The 23150-nt window shown below is 55.4% G+C and carries 22 protein-coding genes, 5 tRNA genes and 1 other RNA gene; 20 read left to right on the plus strand and 8 right to left on the minus strand.

Going from position 1 to position 23150, the window contains the following annotated elements:
* Positions 1-356 precede the first annotated feature (356 nt).
* The 19 genes from cydA (at position 357) to pnuC (ending at position 12251) form a co-directional block, all read left to right on the plus strand.
* Positions 357-1925: a cytochrome ubiquinol oxidase subunit I gene (gene cydA, locus ACNT1W_RS08400; RefSeq protein ID WP_012005706.1), complete on the plus strand. Its 1569-nt coding sequence runs from the start codon at positions 357-359 to the stop codon at positions 1923-1925.
* Between the two features lie 14 nt (positions 1926-1939).
* On the plus strand, positions 1940-3079 hold the full coding sequence (cydB, locus tag ACNT1W_RS08405) for a cytochrome d ubiquinol oxidase subunit II (protein WP_012005707.1): 1140 nt from the start codon (positions 1940-1942) through the stop codon (positions 3077-3079).
* Between the two features lie 17 nt (positions 3080-3096).
* Positions 3097-3210, plus strand: a complete 114-nt coding sequence (cydX, locus tag ACNT1W_RS08410; protein ID WP_012005708.1) for a cytochrome bd-I oxidase subunit CydX — start codon at positions 3097-3099, stop codon at positions 3208-3210.
* Positions 3210-3506, plus strand: a complete 297-nt coding sequence (gene ybgE / locus ACNT1W_RS08415) for a cyd operon protein YbgE (protein WP_012005709.1) — start codon at positions 3210-3212, stop codon at positions 3504-3506. Before cydX ends, ybgE begins: the two co-directional genes overlap by 1 nt.
* A 130-nt stretch (positions 3507-3636) precedes the next feature.
* The gene (gene ybgC, locus ACNT1W_RS08420; protein ID WP_012005710.1) at positions 3637-4041 is read left to right on the plus strand and encodes a tol-pal system-associated acyl-CoA thioesterase; all 405 of its coding nucleotides are present in this window, start codon (positions 3637-3639) and stop codon (positions 4039-4041) included.
* Entirely contained in the window at positions 4038-4721 is a 684-nt protein-coding gene (tolQ, locus tag ACNT1W_RS08425) for a Tol-Pal system protein TolQ (protein ID WP_006324117.1), read from the plus strand. Before ybgC ends, tolQ begins: the two co-directional genes overlap by 4 nt.
* A gap of 12 nt (positions 4722-4733) precedes the next feature.
* On the plus strand, positions 4734-5162 hold the full coding sequence (tolR, locus tag ACNT1W_RS08430) for a colicin uptake protein TolR (RefSeq protein ID WP_012005711.1): 429 nt from the start codon (positions 4734-4736) through the stop codon (positions 5160-5162).
* 81 nt (positions 5163-5243) lie between these two features.
* Complete coding sequence (tolA, locus tag ACNT1W_RS08435; RefSeq protein WP_419246631.1) at positions 5244-6503, plus strand: cell envelope integrity protein TolA; 1260 nt, start codon at positions 5244-5246, stop codon at positions 6501-6503.
* 133 nt (positions 6504-6636) lie between these two features.
* Positions 6637-7929 carry a Tol-Pal system beta propeller repeat protein TolB gene (gene tolB, locus ACNT1W_RS08440; protein ID WP_012005713.1) on the plus strand — a complete coding sequence of 431 codons (1293 nt, stop codon included), beginning with the start codon at positions 6637-6639 and terminating at the stop codon, positions 7927-7929.
* A gap of 44 nt (positions 7930-7973) precedes the next feature.
* On the plus strand, positions 7974-8489 hold the full coding sequence (gene pal, locus ACNT1W_RS08445) for a peptidoglycan-associated lipoprotein Pal (protein WP_012005714.1): 516 nt from the start codon (positions 7974-7976) through the stop codon (positions 8487-8489).
* 9 nt (positions 8490-8498) lie between these two features.
* The gene (cpoB, locus tag ACNT1W_RS08450; protein ID WP_012005715.1) at positions 8499-9299 is read left to right on the plus strand and encodes a cell division protein CpoB; all 801 of its coding nucleotides are present in this window, start codon (positions 8499-8501) and stop codon (positions 9297-9299) included.
* A gap of 178 nt (positions 9300-9477) precedes the next feature.
* Positions 9478-9553, plus strand: a tRNA-Lys gene (locus ACNT1W_RS08455).
* A gap of 32 nt (positions 9554-9585) precedes the next feature.
* Positions 9586-9661 (plus strand) — tRNA-Val (locus ACNT1W_RS08460).
* A gap of 7 nt (positions 9662-9668) precedes the next feature.
* Positions 9669-9744 (plus strand) — tRNA-Lys (locus ACNT1W_RS08465).
* 70 nt (positions 9745-9814) lie between these two features.
* Positions 9815-9890, plus strand: a tRNA-Lys gene (locus ACNT1W_RS08470).
* Between the two features lie 53 nt (positions 9891-9943).
* A tRNA-Lys gene (locus ACNT1W_RS08475) sits at positions 9944-10019 on the plus strand.
* 44 nt (positions 10020-10063) lie between these two features.
* Positions 10064-10188, plus strand: a non-coding RNA gene (locus ACNT1W_RS08480) — RtT sRNA.
* 254 nt (positions 10189-10442) lie between these two features.
* Entirely contained in the window at positions 10443-11504 is a 1062-nt protein-coding gene (nadA, locus tag ACNT1W_RS08485; RefSeq protein ID WP_261098956.1) for a quinolinate synthase NadA, read from the plus strand.
* 21 nt (positions 11505-11525) lie between these two features.
* Positions 11526-12251 carry a nicotinamide riboside transporter PnuC gene (gene pnuC, locus ACNT1W_RS08490; protein ID WP_419246632.1) on the plus strand — a complete coding sequence of 242 codons (726 nt, stop codon included), beginning with the start codon at positions 11526-11528 and terminating at the stop codon, positions 12249-12251.
* Between the two features lie 37 nt (positions 12252-12288).
* On the opposite strand, the gene zitB is transcribed toward pnuC, so the two are convergent.
* The 3 genes from zitB to ACNT1W_RS08505 are packed head-to-tail and all read right to left on the minus strand — an operon-like array spanning position 12289 to position 17053.
* On the minus strand, positions 12289-13239 hold the full coding sequence (gene zitB, locus ACNT1W_RS08495) for a CDF family zinc transporter ZitB (protein ID WP_012005718.1): 951 nt from the start codon (positions 13237-13239) through the stop codon (positions 12289-12291).
* The gene (locus ACNT1W_RS08500; protein WP_419246633.1) at positions 13239-16451 is read right to left on the minus strand and encodes an ATP-binding protein; all 3213 of its coding nucleotides are present in this window, start codon (positions 16449-16451) and stop codon (positions 13239-13241) included. Before ACNT1W_RS08500 ends, zitB begins: the two co-directional genes overlap by 1 nt.
* Positions 16448-17053 carry a response regulator gene (locus ACNT1W_RS08505; protein ID WP_261130793.1) on the minus strand — a complete coding sequence of 202 codons (606 nt, stop codon included), beginning with the start codon at positions 17051-17053 and terminating at the stop codon, positions 16448-16450. Before ACNT1W_RS08505 ends, ACNT1W_RS08500 begins: the two co-directional genes overlap by 4 nt.
* Positions 17054-17258: 205 nt before the next feature.
* Here ACNT1W_RS08505 and aroG point away from each other — a divergent pair, with 205 nt between their 5' ends.
* On the plus strand, positions 17259-18314 hold the full coding sequence (gene aroG, locus ACNT1W_RS08510) for a 3-deoxy-7-phosphoheptulonate synthase AroG (protein WP_329906677.1): 1056 nt from the start codon (positions 17259-17261) through the stop codon (positions 18312-18314).
* A gap of 70 nt (positions 18315-18384) precedes the next feature.
* Here the strand turns inward: aroG and gpmA are convergent, their stop codons facing one another.
* The 5 genes from gpmA to galT all read right to left on the minus strand — a co-directional run bounded on the left by gpmA (position 18385) and on the right by galT (position 23123).
* A complete protein-coding gene (gene gpmA / locus ACNT1W_RS08515; protein WP_012005722.1) occupies positions 18385-19137 on the minus strand; it encodes a 2,3-diphosphoglycerate-dependent phosphoglycerate mutase in 753 nt (250 codons plus the stop codon).
* A 213-nt stretch (positions 19138-19350) separates the two neighbouring features.
* Positions 19351-19689 (minus strand): PsiF family protein, encoded by a 339-nt coding sequence (locus ACNT1W_RS08520; RefSeq protein ID WP_012005723.1) that lies wholly within the window; start codon positions 19687-19689, stop codon positions 19351-19353.
* A 196-nt stretch (positions 19690-19885) separates the two neighbouring features.
* Entirely contained in the window at positions 19886-20929 is a 1044-nt protein-coding gene (galM, locus tag ACNT1W_RS08525) for a galactose-1-epimerase (protein WP_419246634.1), read from the minus strand.
* The gene (galK, locus tag ACNT1W_RS08530; protein ID WP_261408346.1) at positions 20923-22074 is read right to left on the minus strand and encodes a galactokinase; all 1152 of its coding nucleotides are present in this window, start codon (positions 22072-22074) and stop codon (positions 20923-20925) included. Before galK ends, galM begins: the two co-directional genes overlap by 7 nt.
* Positions 22071-23123 carry a galactose-1-phosphate uridylyltransferase gene (gene galT, locus ACNT1W_RS08535; RefSeq protein ID WP_261130791.1) on the minus strand — a complete coding sequence of 351 codons (1053 nt, stop codon included), beginning with the start codon at positions 23121-23123 and terminating at the stop codon, positions 22071-22073. Before galT ends, galK begins: the two co-directional genes overlap by 4 nt.
* Between the last annotated feature and the right edge of the window lie 27 nt (positions 23124-23150).

The following is a 23150-nucleotide window of genomic DNA, read 5'->3' on the forward strand; positions in this document are numbered from 1 at the left end:
TTCAGATCAAATTACGCCTGAATACCTCTTTGGGGGAAAATTTGACCTGTAACCCAAAGTCTAACCCATATCACGTAAAAACCTATTTATTGTGTGGGATTGGGCGAGTATCATCCATGCTGAATATGGATGGTTGATCTTGTTGCATTTGTTACCCGTTGTCGGTTTTCAGTGGTGTGTTTTGTGCACTGGCCAGTAGTCAGGCCCGCGTCGAATGCATGGTTGAAAGCGGAGAGGCTGGATCAAATTTTTGTTGTGTTTAAGGGCATTCACTGCGGGGCGTTACCGGTAGCTTCACCCGAAGTCATATCGATAACCGCATGTCGGAGTCTTCCTGCGAGGAGCAAGGAGTCAAGATGTTTGATATTGTCGAACTGTCGCGCTTACAGTTTGCTTTAACGGCGATGTACCACTTCTTATTTGTCCCATTAACGCTGGGTATGGCGTTCTTGCTGGCAATTATGGAAACGGTATATGTACTGTCAGGCAAGCAAATCTATAAAGATATGACCAAATTCTGGGGCAAGTTATTTGCAATTAACTTTGCCCTGGGTGTGGCCACCGGTTTGACCATGGAGTTCCAGTTCGGGACTAACTGGTCATATTTCTCCCACTACGTCGGTGATATTTTCGGGGCCCCGCTGGCCATCGAAGGTCTGATGGCGTTCTTCCTTGAATCGACGCTGGTCGGCCTGTTCTTCTTCGGCTGGGATCGTCTGGGCAAGGTGCAGCACATGGCCGTTACCTGGCTGGTGGCACTGGGCTCAAACTTCTCTGCGCTGTGGATCCTGGTCGCCAACGGTTGGATGCAAAACCCGATCGCCTCGGATTTCAACTTCGAAACCATGCGTATGGAGATGCTCAGCTTCTCCGAACTGGTGCTCAACCCGGTTGCGCAGGTGAAGTTCGTGCATACCGTGGCCGCCGGCTACACCTGTGGCGCGATGTTCGTTCTGGGTATCAGCTCTTACTATCTGTTGAAAGGCCGTGACCTCGCCTTTGCCAAACGCTCCTTCGCTATTGCCGCCAGCTTCGGTATGGCTGCCGTGCTGTCCGTTATCGTTCTGGGTGATGAATCCGGCTACGAAATGGGCGACGTGCAGAAAACCAAACTGGCCGCCATCGAAGCCGAGTGGGACACGCAACCGGCACCGGCTTCCTTTACCCTGTTCGGTATTCCGAATCAGGATAAAATGGAAAACTCCTACTCGATCCAAATCCCTTACGCGCTTGGCCTTATTGCTACCCGCTCAACAGATACCCAGGTCACCGGCCTGAAAGATCTGATGGCGCAGCATGAAGTGCGCATTCGCAACGGGATGAAAGCCTATGGGCTGCTGGAAGAGCTGCGCGGCGGCAATACTGACCCGGCGGTACGCACCGAGTTCAATAAAGCCAAGCAGGACCTGGGCTACGGCTTACTGTTGAAGCGTTATACCCAGAACGTCACCGACGCGACGGAAACGCAGATCCAACAGGCAACCAAAGACTCGATTCCACGCGTAGCACCGCTGTACTTCGCCTTCCGTATCATGGTGGCCTGTGGCGTGCTGATGCTGTTGATCATCGGTCTGTCGTTCTGGAGCGTGATCCGCAACCGTGTCGGTCAGAGAAAATGGCTGCACCGTGCGGCGCTGTATGGCCTGCCGCTGCCGTGGATCGCGATCGAAGCCGGCTGGTTTGTGGCTGAATACGGTCGTCAGCCTTGGGCGATTGGTGAGGTGCTGCCGACTGCGGTCGCCAACTCTTCACTGACTGCAGGCGACATTCTGTTCTCGATGGGGCTGATTTGCGGCTTGTACACCCTGTTCCTGGTGGCTGAAATGTACCTGATGTTCAAATTTGCACGTCTGGGTCCAAGCAGCCTGAAAACTGGCCGCTACCACTTTGAACAACCGACTGCCGCCGTGCAGGAAGCGCGCTAAACAGGAGTCCACGTATGTTTGATTATGAAGTACTGCGATTTATCTGGTGGGTCCTGATTGGCGTACTGCTGATCGGTTTCGCTGTCACCGACGGTTTCGACATGGGGGTCGGCATCCTGGTGCGCATTATCGGTAAAACCGATACCGAGCGCCGGGTGATGATCAACTCCATCGCACCACACTGGGACGGTAACCAGGTGTGGCTGATCACTGCCGGTGGCGCACTGTTCGCCGCCTGGCCGATGGTCTATGCGGCGGCGTTCTCCGGTTTCTATGTTGCCATGATCCTGGTGCTGTCAGCCTTGTTCTTCCGCCCGGTCGGTTTTGACTACCGCTCGAAGCTGGAGAGCAGCCGCTGGCGCAACATGTGGGACTGGGGCATCTTTATCGGCAGCTTCGTGCCTGCGGTGGTATTCGGCGTGGCGTTCGGCAACCTGTTGCAGGGCGTGCCGTTCCACATGGATGAATACATGCGCCTGTTCTACACCGGCAACTTCTTCCAACTGCTCAATCCGTTTGGTCTGTTGGCGGGCGTGGTCAGCTTGACCATGCTGGTGACTCAGGGGGCAACTTACCTGCAGATGCGTACCAGCGGTGAAATTCACCTGCGTGCTCGCGCTGCGGCGCAGATCTCCACGCTGGTGATGGCGGTGTTCTTCCTGTTGGGCGGTATCTGGCTGGTGAAAGGCATCGACGGTTATGTGATTACCTCGACGCTGAACACCATGGCGGAGTCTAACCCGATGCGTAAAGAAGTGGCTCATCAGGCCGGTGCCTGGTTGATCAACTTCAACAAGTATCCGCTGCTGTGGGCACTGCCTGCACTGGGCGTGGTGCTGCCGCTGTTCACGGTGCTGTTCTCGCGCTTGTCGAAAGACGCGCTGGCGTTCGTGACCTCGTCGCTGACCATTGCCTGTGTGATCCTGACCGCCGGGGTGACCATGTTCCCGTTCGTGATGCCGTCAAGCACCGTGCCTAACATCAGCCTGACCATGTGGGACGCCACCTCCAGCCTGTTGACGCTGCAAGTGATGACCGTTGTCGCGGCGATCTTCGTGCCTATCGTTCTGGCGTACACCAGCTGGTCGTACTACAAAATGTTCGGCCGTCTCGACAAGAACTTCATCGAGAACAACAAGCATTCGCTGTATTAAGGATAGGGAGCTAAACCATGTGGTATTTTGCCTGGATTCTCGGAACGCTTCTTGCCTGTGCCTTCGGCATCATCACGGCGCTGGCGCTTGAGCACCACGAAGATTCAAAAGCACAGCAAGACGATAAGTGATGAGTTTGTCACTGACTGACAAGCTGTACGCTATCACCGACAAGGGCCCGGTCCGGGCCCTTTCACTGGTGCTGGCGTTGATTTTGGCGGGCTGTATTTTCTGGGATCCGACCCGCTTTGCGGCGAAGACCAGCTCGCTGGAGATTTGGGAAGGACTGCTGCTTATTTGGGCAGTCTGTGCCGGGGTGGTTCATGGGGTCGGGTTCCGACCGCAACGCACCCTGTGGCGAGCTTTTTTTGCGCCACTTCCGGCAATTGTGATCCTGGCCGCAGGATTACTTTACGTTTCTTTATAATCTCCGCTATACCCCCAAGTTATGGGCCATCGCGGCCCATAATTATTTTCGTTCCCATCTTGTAACCCATTCCCAACCCGATCCGTCTTGCGTATAGTAGCACCGTTAAATTGCATTGCTGGGAAGTAGAGTGAGTAATACGTTGTTTCGATGGCCGGTTCGCGTTTACTACGAAGATACCGATGCCAGTGGTGTGGTCTATCACGCCCGCTATGTGGCTTTTTTTGAAAGAGCGCGCACCGAGATGCTGCGTCATCATAACTTTCATCAACAGCAGCTGCTCAGTGAAAATGTCGCCTTCGCTGTCCGGCGCATGACGGTTGATTATCTGCTTCCTGCTCGTCTTGACGACCAGCTGGAAGTCCAGAGTGAAATCACCTCAATGCGCGGGGCTTCTCTTACGTTTGCTCAACGCATTGTCAATTCTGACGGAACTCTTTTGAGTCAGGCCGACGTGTTGATTGCATGTATTGATCCACACCAAATGAAGCCGATAGCGCTTCCTAAGTCTATTGTCGCGGAGTTTAAGCAGTGAATGAGATGAACATCCTAGATTTATTCTTGAAGGCCAGCCTGCTGGTTAAGCTTATCATGTTGATTTTGATATGCTTCTCAGTGGCCTCCTGGGCGATCATCATCCAGCGTACCCGCATCCTTAATGCGGCCACGCGTGACGCCGAAGCCTTTGAAGACAAATTCTGGTCCGGTATTGAGCTTTCCCGTTTGTATCAGGAAAGCCAGGCACGTCGCGATAGCCTGACCGGCTCAGAGCAAATTTTCCACTCTGGTTTCAAAGAGTTCGCTCGTTTGCACCGCGCTAATAACCATGCGCCGGAATCGGTGATCGAAGGTGCGTCACGTGCCATGCGTATCTCGATGAACCGCGAACTGGAAACGCTGGAAAACCACATTCCTTTCCTCGGCACCGTGGGTTCGATCAGTCCGTATATCGGCCTGTTCGGCACCGTGTGGGGGATTATGCACGCCTTTATCGCACTGGGTGCGGTGAAACAGGCCACGCTGCAAATGGTAGCACCGGGTATCGCCGAAGCACTGATCGCAACCGCCATCGGTCTGTTCGCCGCTATCCCGGCCGTTATGGCCTATAACCGCCTCAACCAGCGCGTCAACAAGCTTGAGCAGAATTACGACAACTTTATGGAAGAGTTCACCGCTATTCTGCATCGTCAGGCCTTCTCCAGCGACAGCAAATAAGTAGGAGGTAGCATGGCGAGAGTTCGTGGACGTAATCGGCGCGAGCTGAAGTCCGAAATTAACATCGTTCCGTTGCTCGACGTGTTGCTGGTGCTGTTGCTGATCTTTATGGCAACTGCACCGATCATCACCCAGAGCGTTGAGGTTGATCTGCCGGACGCCACCGATTCCAAAGCGGTTTCCAGCAGTGATAATCCACCGGTGATCCTCGAGGTTTCCGGCGTGGGCCAATACACCATGGTGGTGGATCACGACCGCATGGAACTGTTGCCGCCGGAGCAGGTTGCAGCCGAAGCCAAGTCGCGTTTGGCGGCCAACCCCAAGACGGTCTTTTTGATCGGTGGGGCGAAGGAAGTTCCGTACGATGAGATTATCAAGGCATTGAATATTCTCCATCAGGCGGGCGTCACTTCCGTGGGGCTGATGACCCAGCCAATTTGACCCTAAGGTCAGTGGCAACCCGGTTCCTGCGCTGCGGTGCAGGAACCCCGTATAAGCAACACCAGTTTTTGGGAATCTATTTTGGTAAAGGCAACTGAGCAAAACGATAAGCTGAACCGCGCCGTTATTGTTTCGGTCGTTCTGCACTTTGTATTGATTGCCCTGCTGATTTGGGGCTCGCTGCAAGAAAACGTCGAAATGAGTGCCGGCGGTGGCGGCGACGGTTCGGTCGTCGGTGCAGTGATGGTCGATCCCGGGGCAGTGGTAGAGCAGTACAACCGCCAGCAACAGCAGAGTAACGACGCGCAGCGTGCTGAAAAGCAGCGCCAGAAAAAAGCGGAGCAACAGGCCGAAGAACTTCAGCAGAAGCAGGCGGCGGAACAACAGCGCCTGAAAGAGCTGGAGAAAGAGCGTTTGACCGCGCAGGAAAAAGCGGCTCAGGACGCGAAAGAACAGGCTGAACAGCAGAAGCAGGCCGCAGAGCAGCAAAAGCAAGCGGCGGAGCAACAAAAGCAGGCAGCTGAACAGCAAAAAGTGGCCGAGAACGCCGCGGCGAAAGCCAAAGAACAACAGAAAGTAGCGGAAGCCGCTGCCGCCAAGGCCAAGGCCGAAGCGGATAAAGTCGCTAAAGCACAGGCAGACGCGCAGAAGAAAGCCGAGTCTGAAGCCAAGAAAGAAGCTGCCGCCGCGGCTACCGCCAAGAAACAGGCGGAAGAAGCGAAGAAAGCCGCTGCTGCTGAAGCTGCAGAGAAAAAAGCCGCTGCCGACGCCGAGAAGAAGGCTGCCGCAGAAGCTGAGAAGGCTGAGAAAAAAGCGGCTGCTGATGCCGAGAAGAAAGCGGCCGCAGAGGCGGAGAAAAAAGCTGCTGCTGCTGCTGCTGAAAAGGCCGCAGCCAAGAAAGCCGCAGATGCCAAGAAGAAAGCGGCTGCAGCCGCAGCTGAGCAGTCTTCGGAAGTTGATGATTTGTTTGGTGGCCTGGCGGACGGTAAAAACGCGCCGAAAGGCGGCGGCAAGCAGAAGGGTGACGGTAAACCGGCCGGTCAGGGCAATGCCAAGACTGCGGGTGCCAGTGGGGCCGAGATCAACGGTTATCTGGGACAGATCACTTCGGCGATTCAAAGCAAGTTCTATGATGCAGATTTGTATAAAGGGCGTAAGTGCGACCTGCGAATCAAACTGGCACCGGATGGCCTGTTGATTGATGTTAAATCCGAAGGGGGCGATCCGGCACTGTGCCAGGCGGCAATAGCTGCTGCGAAGCAGGCGAGAATACCGAAACCGCCAAGTCAGGCAGTGTATGAGGTGTTTAAGAATGCTCCCCTTACGTTTAAGCCACAATAATGGTTGTTTTAGCTGAGACATATCGCAGGGATGTACTAAGGTAACCAACAGGGATTATGTAGTTTTGTTTGAGTTGGTTTGTTAAAATTCTGCTAATTTATCGCAGGCATTCCGCCTGGATAAGGGAGATGAGATGAAGCAGGCATTTCGAGTAGCGCTAGGTTTTTTAATACTGTGGGCATCCGTTCTTCACGCGGAAGTTCGCATTGAAATCACCCAAGGGGTCGACTCCGCTCGTCCGATTGGCGTGGTGCCGTTTAAATGGGCGGGCCCAGGCACGCCTCCGGAAGATATTGGCAAAATTGTCGGCGCAGACCTGCGCAACAGCGGCAAATTCAACCCAATTGACGTGGCGCGTATGCCGCAGCAACCTACCACCGCGTCTGAAGTGACGCCGGCGGCCTGGACTGCATTGGGCATTGACGCGGTCGTGGTCGGCCAGGTGCAACCTGGTGCAGACGGCGGCTACCTGATCTCTTATCAACTGGTGGACACTTCGGGCTCACCAGGCACCGTTCTGGCGCAGAACCAGTATAAAGTGACCAAACAATGGTTGCGTTATTCTGCTCACACTGCCAGTGACGAAGTGTTTGAGAAGCTGACCGGTATCAAGGGCGCATTCCGTACCCGTATCGCATACGTAGTGCAGACCAACGGCGGGAAATTCCCGTATGAGCTGCGCGTAGCGGATTACGACGGCTACAACCAGTTTACGGTACATCGTTCACCAGAACCGCTGATGTCCCCGGCCTGGTCGCCGGACGGCAGCAAACTGGCGTACGTAACCTTTGAAAGCGGCCGTTCTGCGCTGGTTGTGCAGACCCTGGCTAACGGTGCTATCCGTCAGATCGCTTCGTTCCCGCGTCACAACGGTGCGCCGGCGTTCTCACCGGACGGCAGCCGCCTGGCGTTTGCGCTGTCTAAAAGCGGTAGCCTGAACCTGTACGTGATGAATCTTGGCTCTGGCCAGATCACCCAAATCACCGACGGGCGCAGCAACAATACCGAACCGACCTGGTTCCCGGATGGGCAGTCTCTGGCCTATACCTCCGACCAGGGCGGCAGACCACAGATTTATAAAGTCAGTGCCAGTGGCGGTGCGTCACAGCGTCTGACATGGGAAGGCTCTCAGAATCAGGATTCTGAAGTCAGCTCTGATGGTAAATTCCTGGTGATGGTGAGCTCTAACAGTGGTGCTCAGCATATCGCCAAACAAGATCTCGGATCGGGTGCAGTTCAAGTTTTGACCGGCACCTTCCTGGACGAAACGCCTAGTATTGCGCCAAATGGCACCATGGTGATCTATAGCTCCACGCAAGGTATGGGCTCCGTGCTGCAACTGGTATCGACTGATGGGCGTTTTAAAGCGCGTCTTCCGGCAACTGATGGACAGGTCAAATTCCCTGCCTGGTCGCCGTATCTGTGATGCATGTGTAAATATGTATGGCAAACTATAAAAGGATTAAAGAAATGCAACTGAACAAAGTGCTGAAAGGGCTTCTGCTGGCACTGCCAGTTCTGGCTGTAGCGGCTTGTAGTTCTAACAAAAGCGCAAACAACGACCAATCTGGTATGGGCGCTGGCGCTGGCACTGGTACAGAAAATGGCAGCAGCAACCTGTCTTCTGAAGAACAAGCTCGTCTGCAGATGCAAGAACTGCAGAAGAACAACATTGTTTACTTCGGCCTGGACAAGTATGACGTGAGCTCTGAGTTCGCTCAGATGCTGGACGCGCACGCTGCATTCCTGCGTAACAACCCGTCTTACAAAGTGACCGTTGAAGGCCACGCGGATGAACGCGGTACGCCGGAATACAACATTGCCCTGGGTGAGCGTCGTTCTAACTCAGTCAAAATGTACCTGCAAGGTAAAGGCGTTTCTGCTGACCAGATCTCTATCGTTTCTTACGGTAAAGAAAAACCAGCAGTACTGGGCCACGACGAAGCGGCTTATGCTAAAAACCGTCGTGCAGTTCTGGTTTACTAAGAGAATCGCATGAACAGTAACTTCAGACGTCACTTGTTGAGTCTGTCGTTACTGGTTGGCGTAGCGGTCCCATGGGCCGCTACTGCCCAAGCGCCAATCAGTAATGTCGGCTCCGGCTCGGTCGAAGACCGTGTCACCTCACTTGAGCGCATCAGCAATGCTCAGGGCCAGCTTTTAAACCAACTCCAGCAACAACTCTCTGACAACCAGCGCGATATTGACTCTCTCCGCGGGCAAATCCAGGAAAACCAATATCAACTGAATCAGGTTGTTGAACGCCAAAAGCAGATCTATCAACAGATGGATAGCATCAGCCAGGGCGGCGCTCAGAGCTCCGCTGCTGCAGCGGGTGCCGCAGGTGGGGCAGCAGCGGCTGCGTCCACTGACGGCGCTGAGAGCGCCTCTGCGGGCGCTACAGCCGCAGCGCCGGCCAGTACGGGTGATGAAAACAGCGACTACAACGCCGCTGTTTCATTGGCGCTGGAAAAAAAGCAGTATGACCAGGCTATTTCCGCTTTTCAGTCCTTCGTAAAACAGTACCCAAAATCAACTTACCAGCCCAACGCCAACTATTGGCTCGGCCAGTTGTTCTACAACAAGGGTAAGAAAGATGATGCGGCTTACTATTATGCGGTGGTGGTGAAGAATTACGCAAAATCACCTAAGGCACCGGACGCAATGTACAAGGTAGGTATCATCATGCAGGAAAAAGGGCAGGCCGATAAAGCCAAAGCCGTGTTCCAGCAGGTGATTAAACAATACCCAACCAGTGCTGCGGCCAAACAGGCGAAAAGTCGAGTAGCAGGTTAGTCAGTAAAAAAATGAGCCCAGAAGTTAGTCGATTTGACCGATTTCTGGGCTCATTCGTGTGAAGAACAAGCAGTTGAACCTGTTGTTTATAAATTTAGGTTGCGCTGCCAAGATAAATTAGTAATATATGCCGCCGTTGCCAAGACATCTTGCAAGATGTTAAAGCAGCAAGGAAATTGGGTCGTTAGCTCAGTTGGTAGAGCAGTTGACTTTTAATCAATTGGTCGCAGGTTCGAATCCCGCACGACCCACCAATTTCTGAAGTAGTAGCAGTAACCACACTAGTGGGTGATTAGCTCAGTTGGTAGAGCATCTCCTTTACACGGAGGGGGTCGGCGGTTCGAGCCCGTCATCACCCACCACTGCTGTGGGCCGTTAGCTCAGTTGGTAGAGCAGTTGACTTTTAATCAATTGGTCGCAGGTTCGAATCCCGCACGGCCCACCATTTCAGAATGGTTTTTCCGCAATACGAGCTTCGGTTTTGTATTGGTTGTTCAGCAGTAAACCACGTCAGTGGGCCGTTAGCTCAGTTGGTAGAGCAGTTGACTTTTAATCAATTGGTCGCAGGTTCGAATCCCGCACGGCCCACCATTATTGCAGCGAGTTCCTCTCCTGCTTACGCGGTTCAGCAGTATCCCCTCAGTGGGCCGTTAGCTCAGTTGGTAGAGCAGTTGACTTTTAATCAATTGGTCGCAGGTTCGAATCCCGCACGGCCCACCATTTCACAGAGTACCTCAGCACTTTTCCCAAAACTTGAGCATCGCATAACGCACGAACCGTGTGGGTGAGACCCTGCGTTCAGGTTCGAGCATCGCGCAGCGATACGACAACGCGCAGCGTTGCCCGAAGGGTGAGGCCAAAGGCCGAATCAATCCCGCACGGTATCCCCGGTTTGCCCCCAGCATCTTCAATCCGTTTTATCCGTTTATCTCTTTTAGTACCTGGTTGTACCTGGAACCCTCTCTTTCTTTGCATTTTATCCTTTCAAATTTTTAATGAATTAAACACCTTCCGCGCAAATATAAAATATCAGCGGACTTTTCGCACAAATAAAGGTATTTTGTTTAGTATATAAAACGAAGGGGGTTGCGATGGGGTGATACCCGGGCAGCAGACACCCAGCCTAGCACAGAGATTGCAGCGATGAGTGAAATGTTTGATGTTAATGCGGCGGTGTACCCGTTCCCGCCCAAGCCGGTACCGCTGGACGACGCGCAGAAGGCGTTTTACCGCGAGAAGATTAAAATCCTGCTCAAGCAGCGTAATGCGGTGATGGTAGCCCATTACTATACCGATCCGGAGATCCAGGCGCTGGCGGAAGAAACCGGTGGCTGCGTGGCGGACTCGCTGGAGATGGCGCGCTTTGGCAGCAATCATCCGGCTTCGACCCTGCTGGTTGCCGGGGTGCGTTTTATGGGGGAAACCGCCAAGATCCTCAGCCCCGAAAAACGGGTGCTGATGCCGACGCTGAACGCGGAGTGCTCGCTGGATCTCGGTTGCCCGGAAGAAGAATTCAATGCCTTTTGCGACAGCCACCCGGACAGAACCGTGGTGGTCTACGCTAATACCTCAGCGGCGGTAAAAGCGCGGGCGGACTGGGTGGTTACCTCCAGTATCGCTGTTGAACTGATTGAACATCTCGACAGCCTGGGTGAGAAAATCATCTGGGCGCCGGATCGCCACCTGGGTAGCTATGTGCAAAAGCAAACCGGTGCAGATATGCTGTGCTGGCAGGGTGCCTGTATCGTCCATGACGAGTTTAAAACCCAGGCCCTGATGCGGATGAAGGCCTTGTACCCGAACGCGGCGATACTGGTGCATCCGGAGTCACCACAGGCGGTGGTCAGCCTGGCCGATGCGGTAGGCTCAACCAGCCAATTGATTCAGGCGGCGAAAAACCTGCCTAATTCGCAGCTGATTGTTGCCACCGATCGCGGTATTTTTTATAAGATGCAACAGGCCTGCCCGGACAAAGAGTTGTTCGAAGCGCCAACCGCCGGGGAAGGTGCCACCTGTCGCAGCTGCGCACACTGCCCGTGGATGGCGATGAATGGCCTGAAGGCTATCGCCGATGGGCTGGAGCACGGCGGTGTACTGCATGAGATCCATGTCGATGCCGCGCTGCGTCAGAAGGCGCTGATCCCGCTGAACCGGATGTTGGATTTCGCCGCTGAGTTAAGGGTGCAAGTTAAAGGGAACGCTTAACCATTTAATAAGGAAGATAAAATGAGCTTTTTCAGTACCAGCAATATCCTGGTGCATATCCCGCTGGGAGCGGGGGGCTACGATCTGTCATGGATTGAGGCTATCGGCACCCTGTTTGGCCTGCTGTGCATTTGGTATGCCAGCAAAGAGAAAATTATCAATTACCTGTTCGGCCTGATTAACGTCACGCTGTTTGCGGTGATTTTCTTTCAAATCCAGCTTTACGCCAGCCTGCTGCTGCAGCTGTTCTTTTTTGTCGCCAATATCTACGGCTGGTACGCCTGGAGCCGTCAGACTCAGGATAACCAGGCCGAGCTGAAGATACGTTGGCTGTCACTGCCGAAGGCGCTGAGCTGGACGGCGGTGTGCGTTATCGGCATAGCCTTGATGACGTTCAATATTGACCGCGTGTTTGCCTGGTTGACGCAGGCAGCGGTGACGGTGATGCAGGGACTTGGTTTGAGCGTGCAAATGCCGCAGCTGCAGCCGGATGCCTTCCCATTCTGGGATTCGACCATGATGGTGTTGTCGATCGTGGCGATGATCCTGATGACGCGCAAGTACGTGGAAAACTGGCTGTTGTGGATAGTGATTGACGTGATCAGCGTGGCGATATTCGCCTACCAGGGCGTCTATGCCATGGCGCTGGAATACGTGATCCTGACGTTGATTGCGCTGAACGGCTCCTGGCTGTGGATCAAAAGCGCCGGCAACAATCAATCGCGGCCATTATCTTCTGCACCATAATAACGCTGGGGCGCCGAATAAGGCGCCCCAGTTGATTCTAGTGATGATGTCCCACATGTGAATGTGAGTGGTCACTCGGCTCGGGGGCCCGGTTAATCCCACAGTCGGGTGTATCACAGTGCTGATATTCCATCTGAATGGTTACGTGACCAATCCGATAGTGCTCCAGCAGATAGGCCTGAATACGGCGCAGCAGGCCATCATGGTCGTGCGGCGGTATCACCTGCGCATGCAGCGTCATCAACTTTTGTTCACCAATCTGCCACACATGGACGTGATGAATATTGCGCACTTCCGGAATATTCAAACACAGGTCCTTTTGCAACTTGTTGATGTCCACCTCCTGCGGCGTGCCTTCCAACAGTTCATGGAAACTCTCTTTCAGCAGTCGCCAGGCGCTGCGTATCACCAGACAAGACACCAGCACTGACAATATCGGGTCAATCGGCGTCCAGCCAGTGGTCAGGATCACAATGGCGGCGGCGATGGCGCCCACCGACCCCAGTAAATCCCCCAGCACATGCAATGCGGCAGCGCGCACATTGATATTCTTCTCTTCGCTGCCCCGGTGCAGTAGCCAGAAGGCGAACAGGTTGGCCAGCAGCCCCGCTATGGCGATAATCAGCATTGGCGTACCCATCACCGGCTGTGGCTCGAAGAAACGCCGTATCGCCTCCCACAGGATGAATACCACGATCACCAACAGCGCGGCGGCGTTGAGGAAGGCCGCCAGGGTGGTCAGACGCAGATAACCGAAGGTGTGGCGCGCATTGGGCTTACGCTGTGAGAAGTGGACGGCCATCAAGGCCACCAGCAGCGCGGCGGCGTCGGTGAGCATATGGCCGGCATCCGCCAGAAGCGCCAGTGAACCTGAAATTAACCCGCCGGCCACTTCGGCGACCATAAAGACCGCGGTGACTAAAAAAGCGGTCAGTAGGCGTTTACTATTACTGTCTTTTGGCTGGTGTACGTGTGGGGCGTCCGACATTATTCTTCCTTATCCATAGCAAAATACGACTCGTCAGTGCTGACCAGATTATCCAGTTCTATCAGGATCTGTTCCACTAACGTACTCAATTCAGTATAGGCGGCCTGAATGAATGTTCCTTCACGACCGCTGTCCGCCAGTTGTTGGCACAGGTTGGCCGCTGCAGGCAGTTGCAACATCAGCAGGCTGCCCTTGATGCGATGCGCGGCTTGCGCCAGGGTTGGCCAGTCCTGATTCTGTGCCGCCTGCTCAAGCCGTTGCCGGTCCTGCCGCAGCGTCGCCTGCAGCGTTGTTGCCAAACGCAGGATCATCGGTCGCTCATTACCGGCCATATCGACCAGGGTTTGCTGCAGGTCAGTAAGGACTAACTGCCGCTCCAGCGCCTGGGGTTGCTGCGGTAGCGTCTGGGCTATTGCGGCCAGAGCAATTGGCTTGGTTAAAAAGCGATCTATCGCCACCAGGCCTGGCGGGATGCGGGTAAATTCCTGCACGTCGGCCGAGCAGAGAATGATCTGGCAGGCCGGGCGCTGATGGCGTTGCTCGTCGCGGCGTATCAGCCTCGCCAGCGTCAGGCCGTCCGGACGCGGCATATTGTAATCGATAAACAGCAGGTCGAACGGCTGCCGACGGTGGGCCTTCAACAGCTTATGGCCCTGCTCGAATAACGTCGGCTGCAGGCCGAAGTGGCGCAGTTGCCGCTCCATCAACAGCAGGTTGGTGGGGTGATCGTCGATCAGGGCTACGCGCAGGGTTGGCGGCGGCAGAATGAGTGGTGTGTCGGCCTGCTGAGTCGTGGGATCGACAGCGACCTGGCTTACCGGCACGGACAGTGTCACCTGAGTGCCGAGGCCGGGTTGCGATTGCAACGCAATTCGACCGCCCATTTGTTCGATAATCTCTTTACAGATAGACAGCCCCAACCCGGTTCCCTGAACGGATACGCGCTGTGCACCGCGTGCGCGATAGAACGGCTGGAACAGTTTATCTATCTCATCGGCGGCGATACCACAGCCGCTGTCGGCCACCGTCAGCCACAGTTCCCCCTGCGGTGGAACCTGCTCATGCCAACCGATATTCACCTGAATAGTGCCGTGTGGCGTGAACTTAATTGCATTGTTTATCAGATTGTTAGCCACCTGAAGTAAACGCTCACCATCAATGAGAACAGCGGCGGGCAGGTTGTCGGCCGCACTGACGTTTAGCGTCACCGGGCGTTCGCCGATCAGCGGTTGATACAGGGCGTTGATGTGGGCTATCCAGGGTTGCAGCGCCACGCTCCGGGCGACCAGCGTCAACGAACCGGTTTCCAGGCGCGCGTGATCTTGCAAATCATTGAGCAGGTTAAGCAAAGACGACGCCGAACTGTAAATCACCGGTAAGCCCTCCGGCGTCGGCTGGCGTTTAAGCTCCAGTTCCAGCAGGCCAAGAATGGCGTGCATTGGCGTACGCAGTTCATGGCTGACGGTGGCCAGAAACTTGCTCTTCATCCGGTTCTCGGCTTCGGCATGCTGACGAGCCTGCTCGATGACCTCACGCTCACGTTTTTCCCTACGCTGCAGGATGAAGCGCCGCAGGGTCAGCCCCAGCAGCAGCAGGATCGCTGCCGCCAACAGCGCCAGCAGCCAGGTGGTTTGCGGCTGCATGCGGTTTTCATTTACGGCATCAATCAGGTTGCTGCGATCGACAATCCATTCATCGCGCAGCGATTGCAGCGTTTCGGACGGGATCTGCATCAGATTTTTATCGAGGATAGCCAGCAGCAGCGGCTGATCCTGCCGCACGCCGAATGCTACCGGGTAGGCGATGTTATTGGCCGCGAACGCCAGTTTTATCGCGCCGGAATAACGTGACAGGGCGACAAAGTTTGCCGAGATCACATTATCCACCAGCGCATCCAGCTGGCCGTTGGCCAGGGCGTCATACATGGCCTTGCCGTCGGTAAAACGGATCAACTCTTCGTTGGCCGGCACCAGACTCTGTGCCAGGTCGCCCTGCAGCACGCCGATGCGTTTACCGGCCAAATCGCTCCAGGTGGAAATGCCGTTGGCCTGCTGACCGACATAAACCCCCCACAGCGAACGGTGGATCGGCATGCTGGCGCTGTAGCGGGCTTTAACGCCGCGTGCCAAAGGCAGGGCGGTGCGGAAGCTGGCCTGACCGGATTGCACCAATTGGTCGGCCTGCTCGGGGTTGCGCGCCCAGAGCGGCATAAAGCGTAGCCCGGTGTTCTGCGCGATGATATTCAGAATGTCGATTGCGTATCCACGTGCCTGCCCGCCGGAACCCCGGTAGGCGAACGGAAAATTATTCTCGATGGCAGCGTAATAAACGGTGGGATGGGTCGCCACCCAGTGTTTTTCCATCTGGGTCAGATCGGCATTGCCGGTATCGAGATAGCTGGGGATCTTCTTGCTCCAGCGTCTCTGAATGGCGTTCATAAACTCCATCGGGGTATCGGCGATGGCCAGGTTGAGGGTGTCGATCAGCGTCGGGTTGGCGGAGGCAAATACGAATGACAGATTCCCGAGATTGACGGTACTTTCAATCTGATAAAGCTGGCCGAGCTGTAACTGGTCAATGATAAAACTGGCGCTGGCTTCGTCGGCAATAAAGTAGTCGCTGCTGCCGTTGAGCAAGGCATACACCGCCTGCAGGTTATTGTCATAACGCTGCACGTGAGAGGACACCGCCTGCAACGCTTGACCGGCCTGCATATCGGTCAGGGTGCTGATCGCCACCCGCGCGTTGGCGGAATTGAGCATCACCTGGCGGTCATTGCTGCGATCCCGCAGCACACGCAGATTACTGACGTAATAAGGCTGCGAAATCTTCAGGCCGTGCAGGGCTTCATTTTGCGGAATGCCGTACACCAGATCGATAGTCCCGTCATGCAGCGCCTGCTCTAGCTGCGCCAGATCGGCAAAGCCGTAGATCTGAAAGTGAATGCCGGTAACCTGCTGAACATAACCAAGATAGTCGGCGTTCAAACCGTACAAATCGTCATCCACAATGATGTTATAGGGGCTGGTATTTTCACTGATGATGCCGACACGCAACGTGGTATCGCGCCAGGGGTTTTTCTCACTGGCGATCAGCATATCGAGCGGGATATTCAGGTTGCTGACCAACCGATAACTTACCGGCTGCGCTGCCTGTGTGACGTTGCCGAGGCTCAGCAGCAGGGTTAACAGCAACAGGACTCCACGCATCATGGCGTCAGCTCTTTAAACACCGCCACCAGCTCCAGCAGGTTACTGGCGCCAGTCTTGCGCAAAATATTCTTCTTGTGGGTGCTGACGGTTTTGTTGCTGATGCTCAGCATCTCGGCAATTTGCAGATTGGACAACCCTTTACTGAGCAGCCCGAGAATCTGCAGTTCTTTTGGCGTCAGCAGCGAGCCTTCTGTCGGCTGGGTTTCTTCTGCCATCGCGGCGGCGGGAAAGCTCAGTTCCCCGCCCAGCACGGTTTCAATCGCCAGCACCAGTTGTTCCAGTCGGCTGCCCTTGTGAACAAAGCCGTTGGCACCGGCCGCATAGGCCATACGGGCATAAATCTCTTCTTCCTGGGCGGTATAAATCAGGATCGGCTGCTGCGGGTAATGGCGGCGAATCTTTTTCAGCAGCTGCAGGCCGTCTACCTGCGGCAGGCCGATATCGAGGATCACCAGTGCAAAGTCGGCTGCGGCCAACTGAGCCAGCGCCTGTACGTCATCCTCTACCGCCTGTAGAACATAGGAGCGGGAAGACTTGATTAGCGCCGCTTCCAGTGCGACATGAACCACCGGGTGGTCATCAACTAATAACAATGAGGGCATGGCTTGGCTCGAGTAACGGATCCTGGCCGTTAGCATAACCAAAAAGGAGCCACTGTGCTCTGCTGATGAAACAGCACAATCTACTGTTAATCAGGACGTTCATTCTGCAGGCGGCAAAGGTGATTTACAGCGTTATCCTCACAGGCTAAATTGGTCAGATCTACGCTCTGCGAAATAACGCCTCTCGATACCGAATGGAAAAGTGATGAATTACCTAAATGACGATTTACGTATTAAAGAAATTAAGGAACTCCTGCCACCGGTGGCCCTGTTAGAAAAGTTTCCGGCCACTGAACGTGCAGCAGAGACGGTGTCACAGGCACGCAATGCCATTCATCAGATCCTTCGCGGCAGCGACGATCGCCTGCTGGTGGTGATCGGTCCTTGCTCGATCCACGATACCAAAGCCGCCAAAGAGTACGCTGGTCGCCTGCTGGCGCTGCGTCAGGAACTGAGCGGTGAGCTGGAAGTGGTGATGCGCGTTTATTTTGAAAAACCGCGTACTACCGTGGGCTGGAAGGGTTTGATTAACGATCCGCAGATGGATAATAGCTTCCAGATCAACGACGGCCTGCGTTTGGCGCGTAAGCTGCTGCTGGATATCAATGATTCTGGCCTGCCAGCTGCCGGCGAATTCCTCGACATGATCACCCCGCAGTATCTGGCAGATCTGATGAGCTGGGGCGCGATCGGCGCACGCACCACGGAATCTCAGGTGCACCGCGAACTGTCTTCCGGCCTGTCTTGCCCGGTTGGCTTCAAAAACGGCACCGACGGTACCATTAAGGTGGCGATTGATGCCATCAACGCCGCCAGCGCGCCGCACTGTTTCCTGTCGGTAACCAAATGGGGCCACTCGGCCATTGTTAACACCAGCGGTAACGGCGACTGTCACATCATTCTGCGCGGCGGCAAAGAGCCGAACTACAGCGCGGCGCACGTGAAACAAGTCAAAGAAGGCCTGGTTAAAGCGGGTCTGCCTGCACAGGTGATGATCGATTTTAGCCACGCCAACAGCAGCAAGCAGTTCAAAAAGCAGCTGGAAGTGAACGCAGACGTCTGCCAACAGATTGCCGGCGGTGAAAAGGCGATTATGGGCGTGATGATCGAAAGCCATCTGGTGGAAGGCAACCAGAACCTGGAAAGCGGCGATCCGCTGGTCTACGGCAAGAGCGTCACCGACGCCTGCATCGGCTGGTCAGACACCGAAACTGTACTGCGCGAACTGGCGGAAGCAGTGAAAGCACGTCGCAACAAGTAAAGCCCCACTTTGCGCCATAAAAAAAGCCCTCGGCCAAAAACCGGGGGCTTTTTAGATCAACGGGTGAAGATTACTTCGCTTTACCCTGGTTTGCCACGGCGGCCGCTTTAGCGGCGATCTCGTCGGCATTGCCCAGGTAGTAACGTTTGATTGGCTTGAAGTTCTCGTCGAACTCATACACCAACGGCACGCCGGTTGGGATGTTCAGTTCGAGGATCTCGTCTTCGCTCAGGTTATCCAGGTATTTCACCAGCGCACGCAGGGAGTTGCCGTGAGCCGCAACGATAACGCGCTCGCCGCTTTTGATACGTGGCAGGATTTCTTCATCCCAGTAAGGGATCACGCGATCGATGGTCAGCGCCAGGCTTTCGGTCAGCGGCAGCTCTTGCTCGGTCAGCGCGGAGTAACGTGGGTCGTGGCCTGGGTAGCGCTCGTCATCTTTGGTCAGCTCTGGTGGTGTTACGGCAAAACCGCGACGCCATTGCTTAACCTGCTCGTCACCGTATTTTTCTGCGGTTTCAGCCTTGTTCAGACCCTGCAACGCGCCGTAGTGACGTTCGTTCAGTTTCCAGGATTTTTCAGTCGGCAGCCAGGCTTGATCCAGTTCGTCCAGAATGTTCCACAGGGTGTGGATAGCACGCTTGAGTACGGAAGTGTAAGCAAAGTCAAAAGCGAAACCTTCGTTTTTCAACAGTTCGCCTGCAGCTTTCGCTTCGGTGCGGCCTTTCTCAGACAAATCAACATCATACCAACCGGTGAAGCGGTTTTCGTTGTTCCACTGGCTTTCGCCGTGACGCACCAGAACCAGCTTAGTTACAGCCATAGCTTAACTCCTTAATAATCTGACATTTCAATGATAACGAAAATCATTATATTGCCGCGGCCGGTGGCTCGGCAATCGATAGTGTTTAACCATAGCCAATTTCTTGCCGCAAAGTAAGTGCTGTGCCGAGGAAAAGCTGAATCGTTCAGGCGGGCGCCGAATGGGAAGGCAGCACGGCTAAAGGGAATTCAGCCGTGCCGTAGGAGCAGGGGATCAGGCCGATTTTTTCAGGCAAGTGCTCATGAAGGTTTTACGTGCGTCGCCAGTCAGGCTTTTGGTCTTGGCGTCGGCGTTACAGGTTTTCATTTTCTGCTGCTGCGGGGTTAAGGTTTTGGTCGCAGCGGTGCCTTCGGATTTCAGGCAGGTGCTCATAAAGGTGGAGCGGTCCGCGCCTTTCAGCGCTTTGCCAGAGGCCTGTTGATTACAATCGGTCATGCGTTTCTGCTGTGCAGCCTGCGCCGGTGACGGGGTTTTTGCTGCAGTTTCGGCAGCCATCAGGTTGGTGCTCAGCAGTAAACCCGCCAGTAATGGAAGTGCAGTAATCAGACGCATAGGTGTTCCTTCAGCTATTGACCGGCCGGGGTGGCCGAAATTTGTGATTTTACACAAGGTGTTGTGCTTATCACCGTAGCCTGATTCTAGTGTGCACTTTGGAATAAGGAAAGGCAGCGGCCTGCGGCGCGGAGGGGTAAAAAGGTAAGCATTTATAACAAACGGCCCCCTGCCGCTTGGCAAGGGGCGTAGCGGGTCAAATAGGATAAAACTGATAATGGGTGGCGCTGAGATATTGCTGCCCCGGCTGCAACCAACAGTCGGGCTGTGGCCATTCCGGATGGTTAGGGCTGTCTGGCAAAAACTCGCTTTCCAGCGCTACCCCGGCGTAATTGGCATAGCTGCCGCCATCACGTGCCGGGGTGCCGCCCAGATAATTGCCGCTGTAGAGTTGCAACGCCGGTGCGCTGGTGAACACGCTCATTTGCACCTGGCCATCGGCCGACCACAGGTGAGCCGCCGGGCAATCCAGTGCGCCGCAGGTACGGTGCAGCAGATAGGCGTGGTCGTAACCTTTTACCCGTTGCTGGTCGCGATCGCTCAAAAAATCCTGCAGCAGGGTTTTCGACTGGCGGAAGTCCATGCCACTGCCTTCTACCGGGGTTAGGGAGGCGCTGGGGATACCCTCGCTGTCGACCGGCAGATAGCGGTCGGCAAACAGTTGCAGCCGCTGGTGACGGGCATCGGTGCCGGCCCCGTCCAGGTTGAAGTAGGCGTGGTTGGTCAGGTTGACCGGGCAGGCGCTGTCGGTCCGCGCCTGATAGCTGATTTCCAGGCGATTATCGGCGGTGAGGCGGTAGTTGACCTGCACGTCGAGGTTACCGGGAAACCCCTGGTCGCCGTCTGGCGAATGCAGCGCGTAACTCACCTGCTGTTCATCCTGCTGAACAATCCGCCAGCGGCGGGTGTTGAAGCCTTCCGGCCCACCGTGTAACTGGTGTTCCCCCTGATTGGCCACCAGCGGATGCGGCTTGCCATCAATCAACAGGCTGGCGTTAGCGATGCGGTTGGCATAGCGGCCGACGGTAGCCCCCAGGTAGGCTGCCTGCTGCAGGTAATCCGCTGGTGTTTGGCAACCCAGCAGCAGTTCACGCGTGTTGCCTGATTTCAGCGGCAGTACGGCGGAAAGCCAGGTAGCGCCCCAATCCATCAGCGTGACGGTCATCCCGCCGGCGTTTTTCAACTGGGTTAACTGATAAGGCTGGCCGTCCGGAGCCAGCGTCTGGCTGTCGTTTAGCATGTACCGGCCCCCTCTGACGCTTTGCAGACGTAAAAGGTTTCTTTCAGCCCGTTGGTCTGCAACGGATATTCGCGTGCCACGGCTGCGCGAACCGGTTCTACCAGCGCCAGCGGCATCAAGGCCACAATGCAGCCGCCAAAGCCGCCACCGGTCATGCGCACACCGCCGCGCTCGCCGATAACCGATTTAACGATCTCTACCAGCCGGTCAATCGGCGGTACGGTAATTTCAAAGTCATCGCGCATTGAGGCGTGTGACTCTGCCATCAATTTACCCATCAGTTTCATATCACCGGCGGCCAGCGCATCGGCAGCGGCCAGGGTTCGATCGTTTTCGCTGATCACATGGCGCGCTCGTTTGGCGACGATCGGATCCAGTTCATGCTGGATCGGGAAAAACAGATCCGGGCTGACGTCGCGCAGCGCCTTGACGCCGAAGAAGCGTGCGGCCTCTTCACACTGCTCGCGACGAGTGTTGTATTCGCTGTCCACCAACCCGCGCTTCACATTGGAATTGATGATCACCACGGCAACATCTTCCGGCACCGATACCGCCCGGGTCTCCAATGTGCGGCAATCGATCAGCAACGCATGGTCTTTTTCACCGAGTGCGGAAATCAACTGATCCATAATCCCGCAGTTGCAGCCGACGAACTGGTTCTCCGCTTCCTGACCATTGAGCGCCAGTGCTACGCCATCCAGCGGCAGGGCATATAGCGCCTGCATGGCCTGGCCAACGGCAACTTCCAGCGAGGCAGAAGAACTGAGACCGGCGCCCTGCGGCACATTACCGGAAATCACCAGATCCGCGCCGCCAAAATCGGCATTACGCTGCTGCAGGTGCTTGATCACTCCGCGTACATAATCGGACCAACGTTGATCCGGATGGCTGACGATCGGGCTGTCCAGTGAGAATTGATCCTGCTGACCTTCGTAATCGGCGGCGATCACCCGGATCTGACGGTCGTCGCGTTTGGCGCAGGCGATCACCGTCTGATAGTCAATGGCGCACGGCAGCACAAAACCGTCGTTATAGTCGGTGTGTTCGCCGATCAAATTCACCCGGCCAGGGGCTTGAATAGTCAGTGTGGGCGCGTAGCCAAAACGTTCGGTAAACAGGGCGTGGGTAAGGTTCTTCAAACTCATTTTTTGGCTCCGGCTTCACGGTAATGAATATCGCTAACGGCACGCAGACGTTCTGCGGCCTGTTCTGCGGTCAAATCACGCTGGGTTTCCGCCAGCAACTCATAGCCCACCATAAATTTACGCACCGTGGCGGAACGCAGCAGTGGTGGATAGAAATGGGCATGCAGCTGCCAGTGGCGGTGATCCGCATCATTGAACGGTGCGCCGTGCCAGCCCATGGAGTAGGGGAAGGAACATTGGAAAAGGTTGTCGTAACGGCTGGTCAGCTTTTTCAGTGCCAGCGCCAAATCGCTGCTCTGTGCGGCGCTAAGATCGGTAATGCGTTGCACTGCGGTTTTCGGCAGTAACAGCGTCTCAAACGGCCAGGCGGCCCAGTAGGGGACGACCGCCAGCCAATGTTCGGTTTCCACCACCGTGCGGCTGCCGTCAGCCTGTTCACGCTGCACGTAGTCCAGCAGCATTGAGGATTGGTGCTGCTGGAAATACTCGTGCTGCAGGCGATCTTCATGTTCAGCTTCATTGGGCAGGAAACTGTTGGCCCAAACCTGGCCATGCGGATGCGGGTTGGAGCAGCCCATCGCCGCGCCTTTATTTTCAAATACCTGCACCCACGGATAGCGGCGTCCCAGGTCGGCGGTCTGTTCCTGCCAGGCGGCGATCACGCTTTCCAGGGCCGGCAGCGTTAGCTCCGGCAGGGTTTTGCTGTGATCGGGGGAGAAGCAGATCACCCGGCTGGTGCCGCGTGCGCTCTGGCAACGCATTAAGGGATCCTGACTCTCCGGCGCTAGCGGGGTGTCCGTCATCAGCGCGGCAAAGTCATTGGTGAACACATAGGTGTTTTGATAATCCGGGTTCTTATCACCGGTGACGCGGGTATTCCCCGGGCAGAGGAAGCAGTCCGGATCGTGCTGCGGCAGTGTTTCAAGCTGTGCGGCTTCCTGCTGGCCCTGCCAGGGACGTTTGGCGCGGTGCGGTGATACCAATACCCATTGACCGGTCAGCGGGTTGTAGCGGCGATGGGGATGATCGATGGGATTAAAATCCGTCATGACGGTTCCTTTTTCTTGGTCGCTGCG

This window comes from Serratia sp. NFX21, from assembly GCF_048517035.1.
GTDB lineage: Bacteria > Pseudomonadota > Gammaproteobacteria > Enterobacterales > Enterobacteriaceae > Serratia > Serratia quinivorans.

What these genes read in the sequence shown, in the direction of transcription:
- cydA (WP_012005706.1), top strand. Translation starts at nt 357, where the DNA reads ATGTTTGATATTGTCGAACTGTCGCGCTTACAGTTTGCTTTAACGGCG.
- cydB (WP_012005707.1), top strand. Translation starts at nt 1,940, where the DNA reads ATGTTTGATTATGAAGTACTGCGATTTATCTGGTGGGTCCTGATTGGC.
- cydX (WP_012005708.1), top strand. Translation starts at nt 3,097, where the DNA reads ATGTGGTATTTTGCCTGGATTCTCGGAACGCTTCTTGCCTGTGCCTTC.
- ybgE (WP_012005709.1), top strand. Translation starts at nt 3,210, where the DNA reads ATGAGTTTGTCACTGACTGACAAGCTGTACGCTATCACCGACAAGGGC.
- tolR (WP_012005711.1), top strand. Translation starts at nt 4,734, where the DNA reads ATGGCGAGAGTTCGTGGACGTAATCGGCGCGAGCTGAAGTCCGAAATT.
- tolB (WP_012005713.1), top strand. Translation starts at nt 6,637, where the DNA reads ATGAAGCAGGCATTTCGAGTAGCGCTAGGTTTTTTAATACTGTGGGCA.
- pal (WP_012005714.1), top strand. Translation starts at nt 7,974, where the DNA reads ATGCAACTGAACAAAGTGCTGAAAGGGCTTCTGCTGGCACTGCCAGTT.
- cpoB (WP_012005715.1), top strand. Translation starts at nt 8,499, where the DNA reads ATGAACAGTAACTTCAGACGTCACTTGTTGAGTCTGTCGTTACTGGTT.
- nadA (WP_261098956.1), top strand. Translation starts at nt 10,443, where the DNA reads ATGAGTGAAATGTTTGATGTTAATGCGGCGGTGTACCCGTTCCCGCCC.
- pnuC (WP_419246632.1), top strand. Translation starts at nt 11,526, where the DNA reads ATGAGCTTTTTCAGTACCAGCAATATCCTGGTGCATATCCCGCTGGGA.
- zitB (WP_012005718.1), bottom strand. Translation starts at nt 13,239, where the DNA reads ATGTCGGACGCCCCACACGTACACCAGCCAAAAGACAGTAATAGTAAA.
- ACNT1W_RS08500 (WP_419246633.1), bottom strand. Translation starts at nt 16,451, where the DNA reads ATGATGCGTGGAGTCCTGTTGCTGTTAACCCTGCTGCTGAGCCTCGGC.
- ACNT1W_RS08505 (WP_261130793.1), bottom strand. Translation starts at nt 17,053, where the DNA reads ATGCCCTCATTGTTATTAGTTGATGACCACCCGGTGGTTCATGTCGCA.
- aroG (WP_329906677.1), top strand. Translation starts at nt 17,259, where the DNA reads ATGAATTACCTAAATGACGATTTACGTATTAAAGAAATTAAGGAACTC.
- gpmA (WP_012005722.1), bottom strand. Translation starts at nt 19,137, where the DNA reads ATGGCTGTAACTAAGCTGGTTCTGGTGCGTCACGGCGAAAGCCAGTGG.
- ACNT1W_RS08520 (WP_012005723.1), bottom strand. Translation starts at nt 19,689, where the DNA reads ATGCGTCTGATTACTGCACTTCCATTACTGGCGGGTTTACTGCTGAGC.
- galM (WP_419246634.1), bottom strand. Translation starts at nt 20,929, where the DNA reads ATGCTAAACGACAGCCAGACGCTGGCTCCGGACGGCCAGCCTTATCAG.
- galK (WP_261408346.1), bottom strand. Translation starts at nt 22,074, where the DNA reads ATGAGTTTGAAGAACCTTACCCACGCCCTGTTTACCGAACGTTTTGGC.
- galT (WP_261130791.1), bottom strand. Translation starts at nt 23,123, where the DNA reads ATGACGGATTTTAATCCCATCGATCATCCCCATCGCCGCTACAACCCG.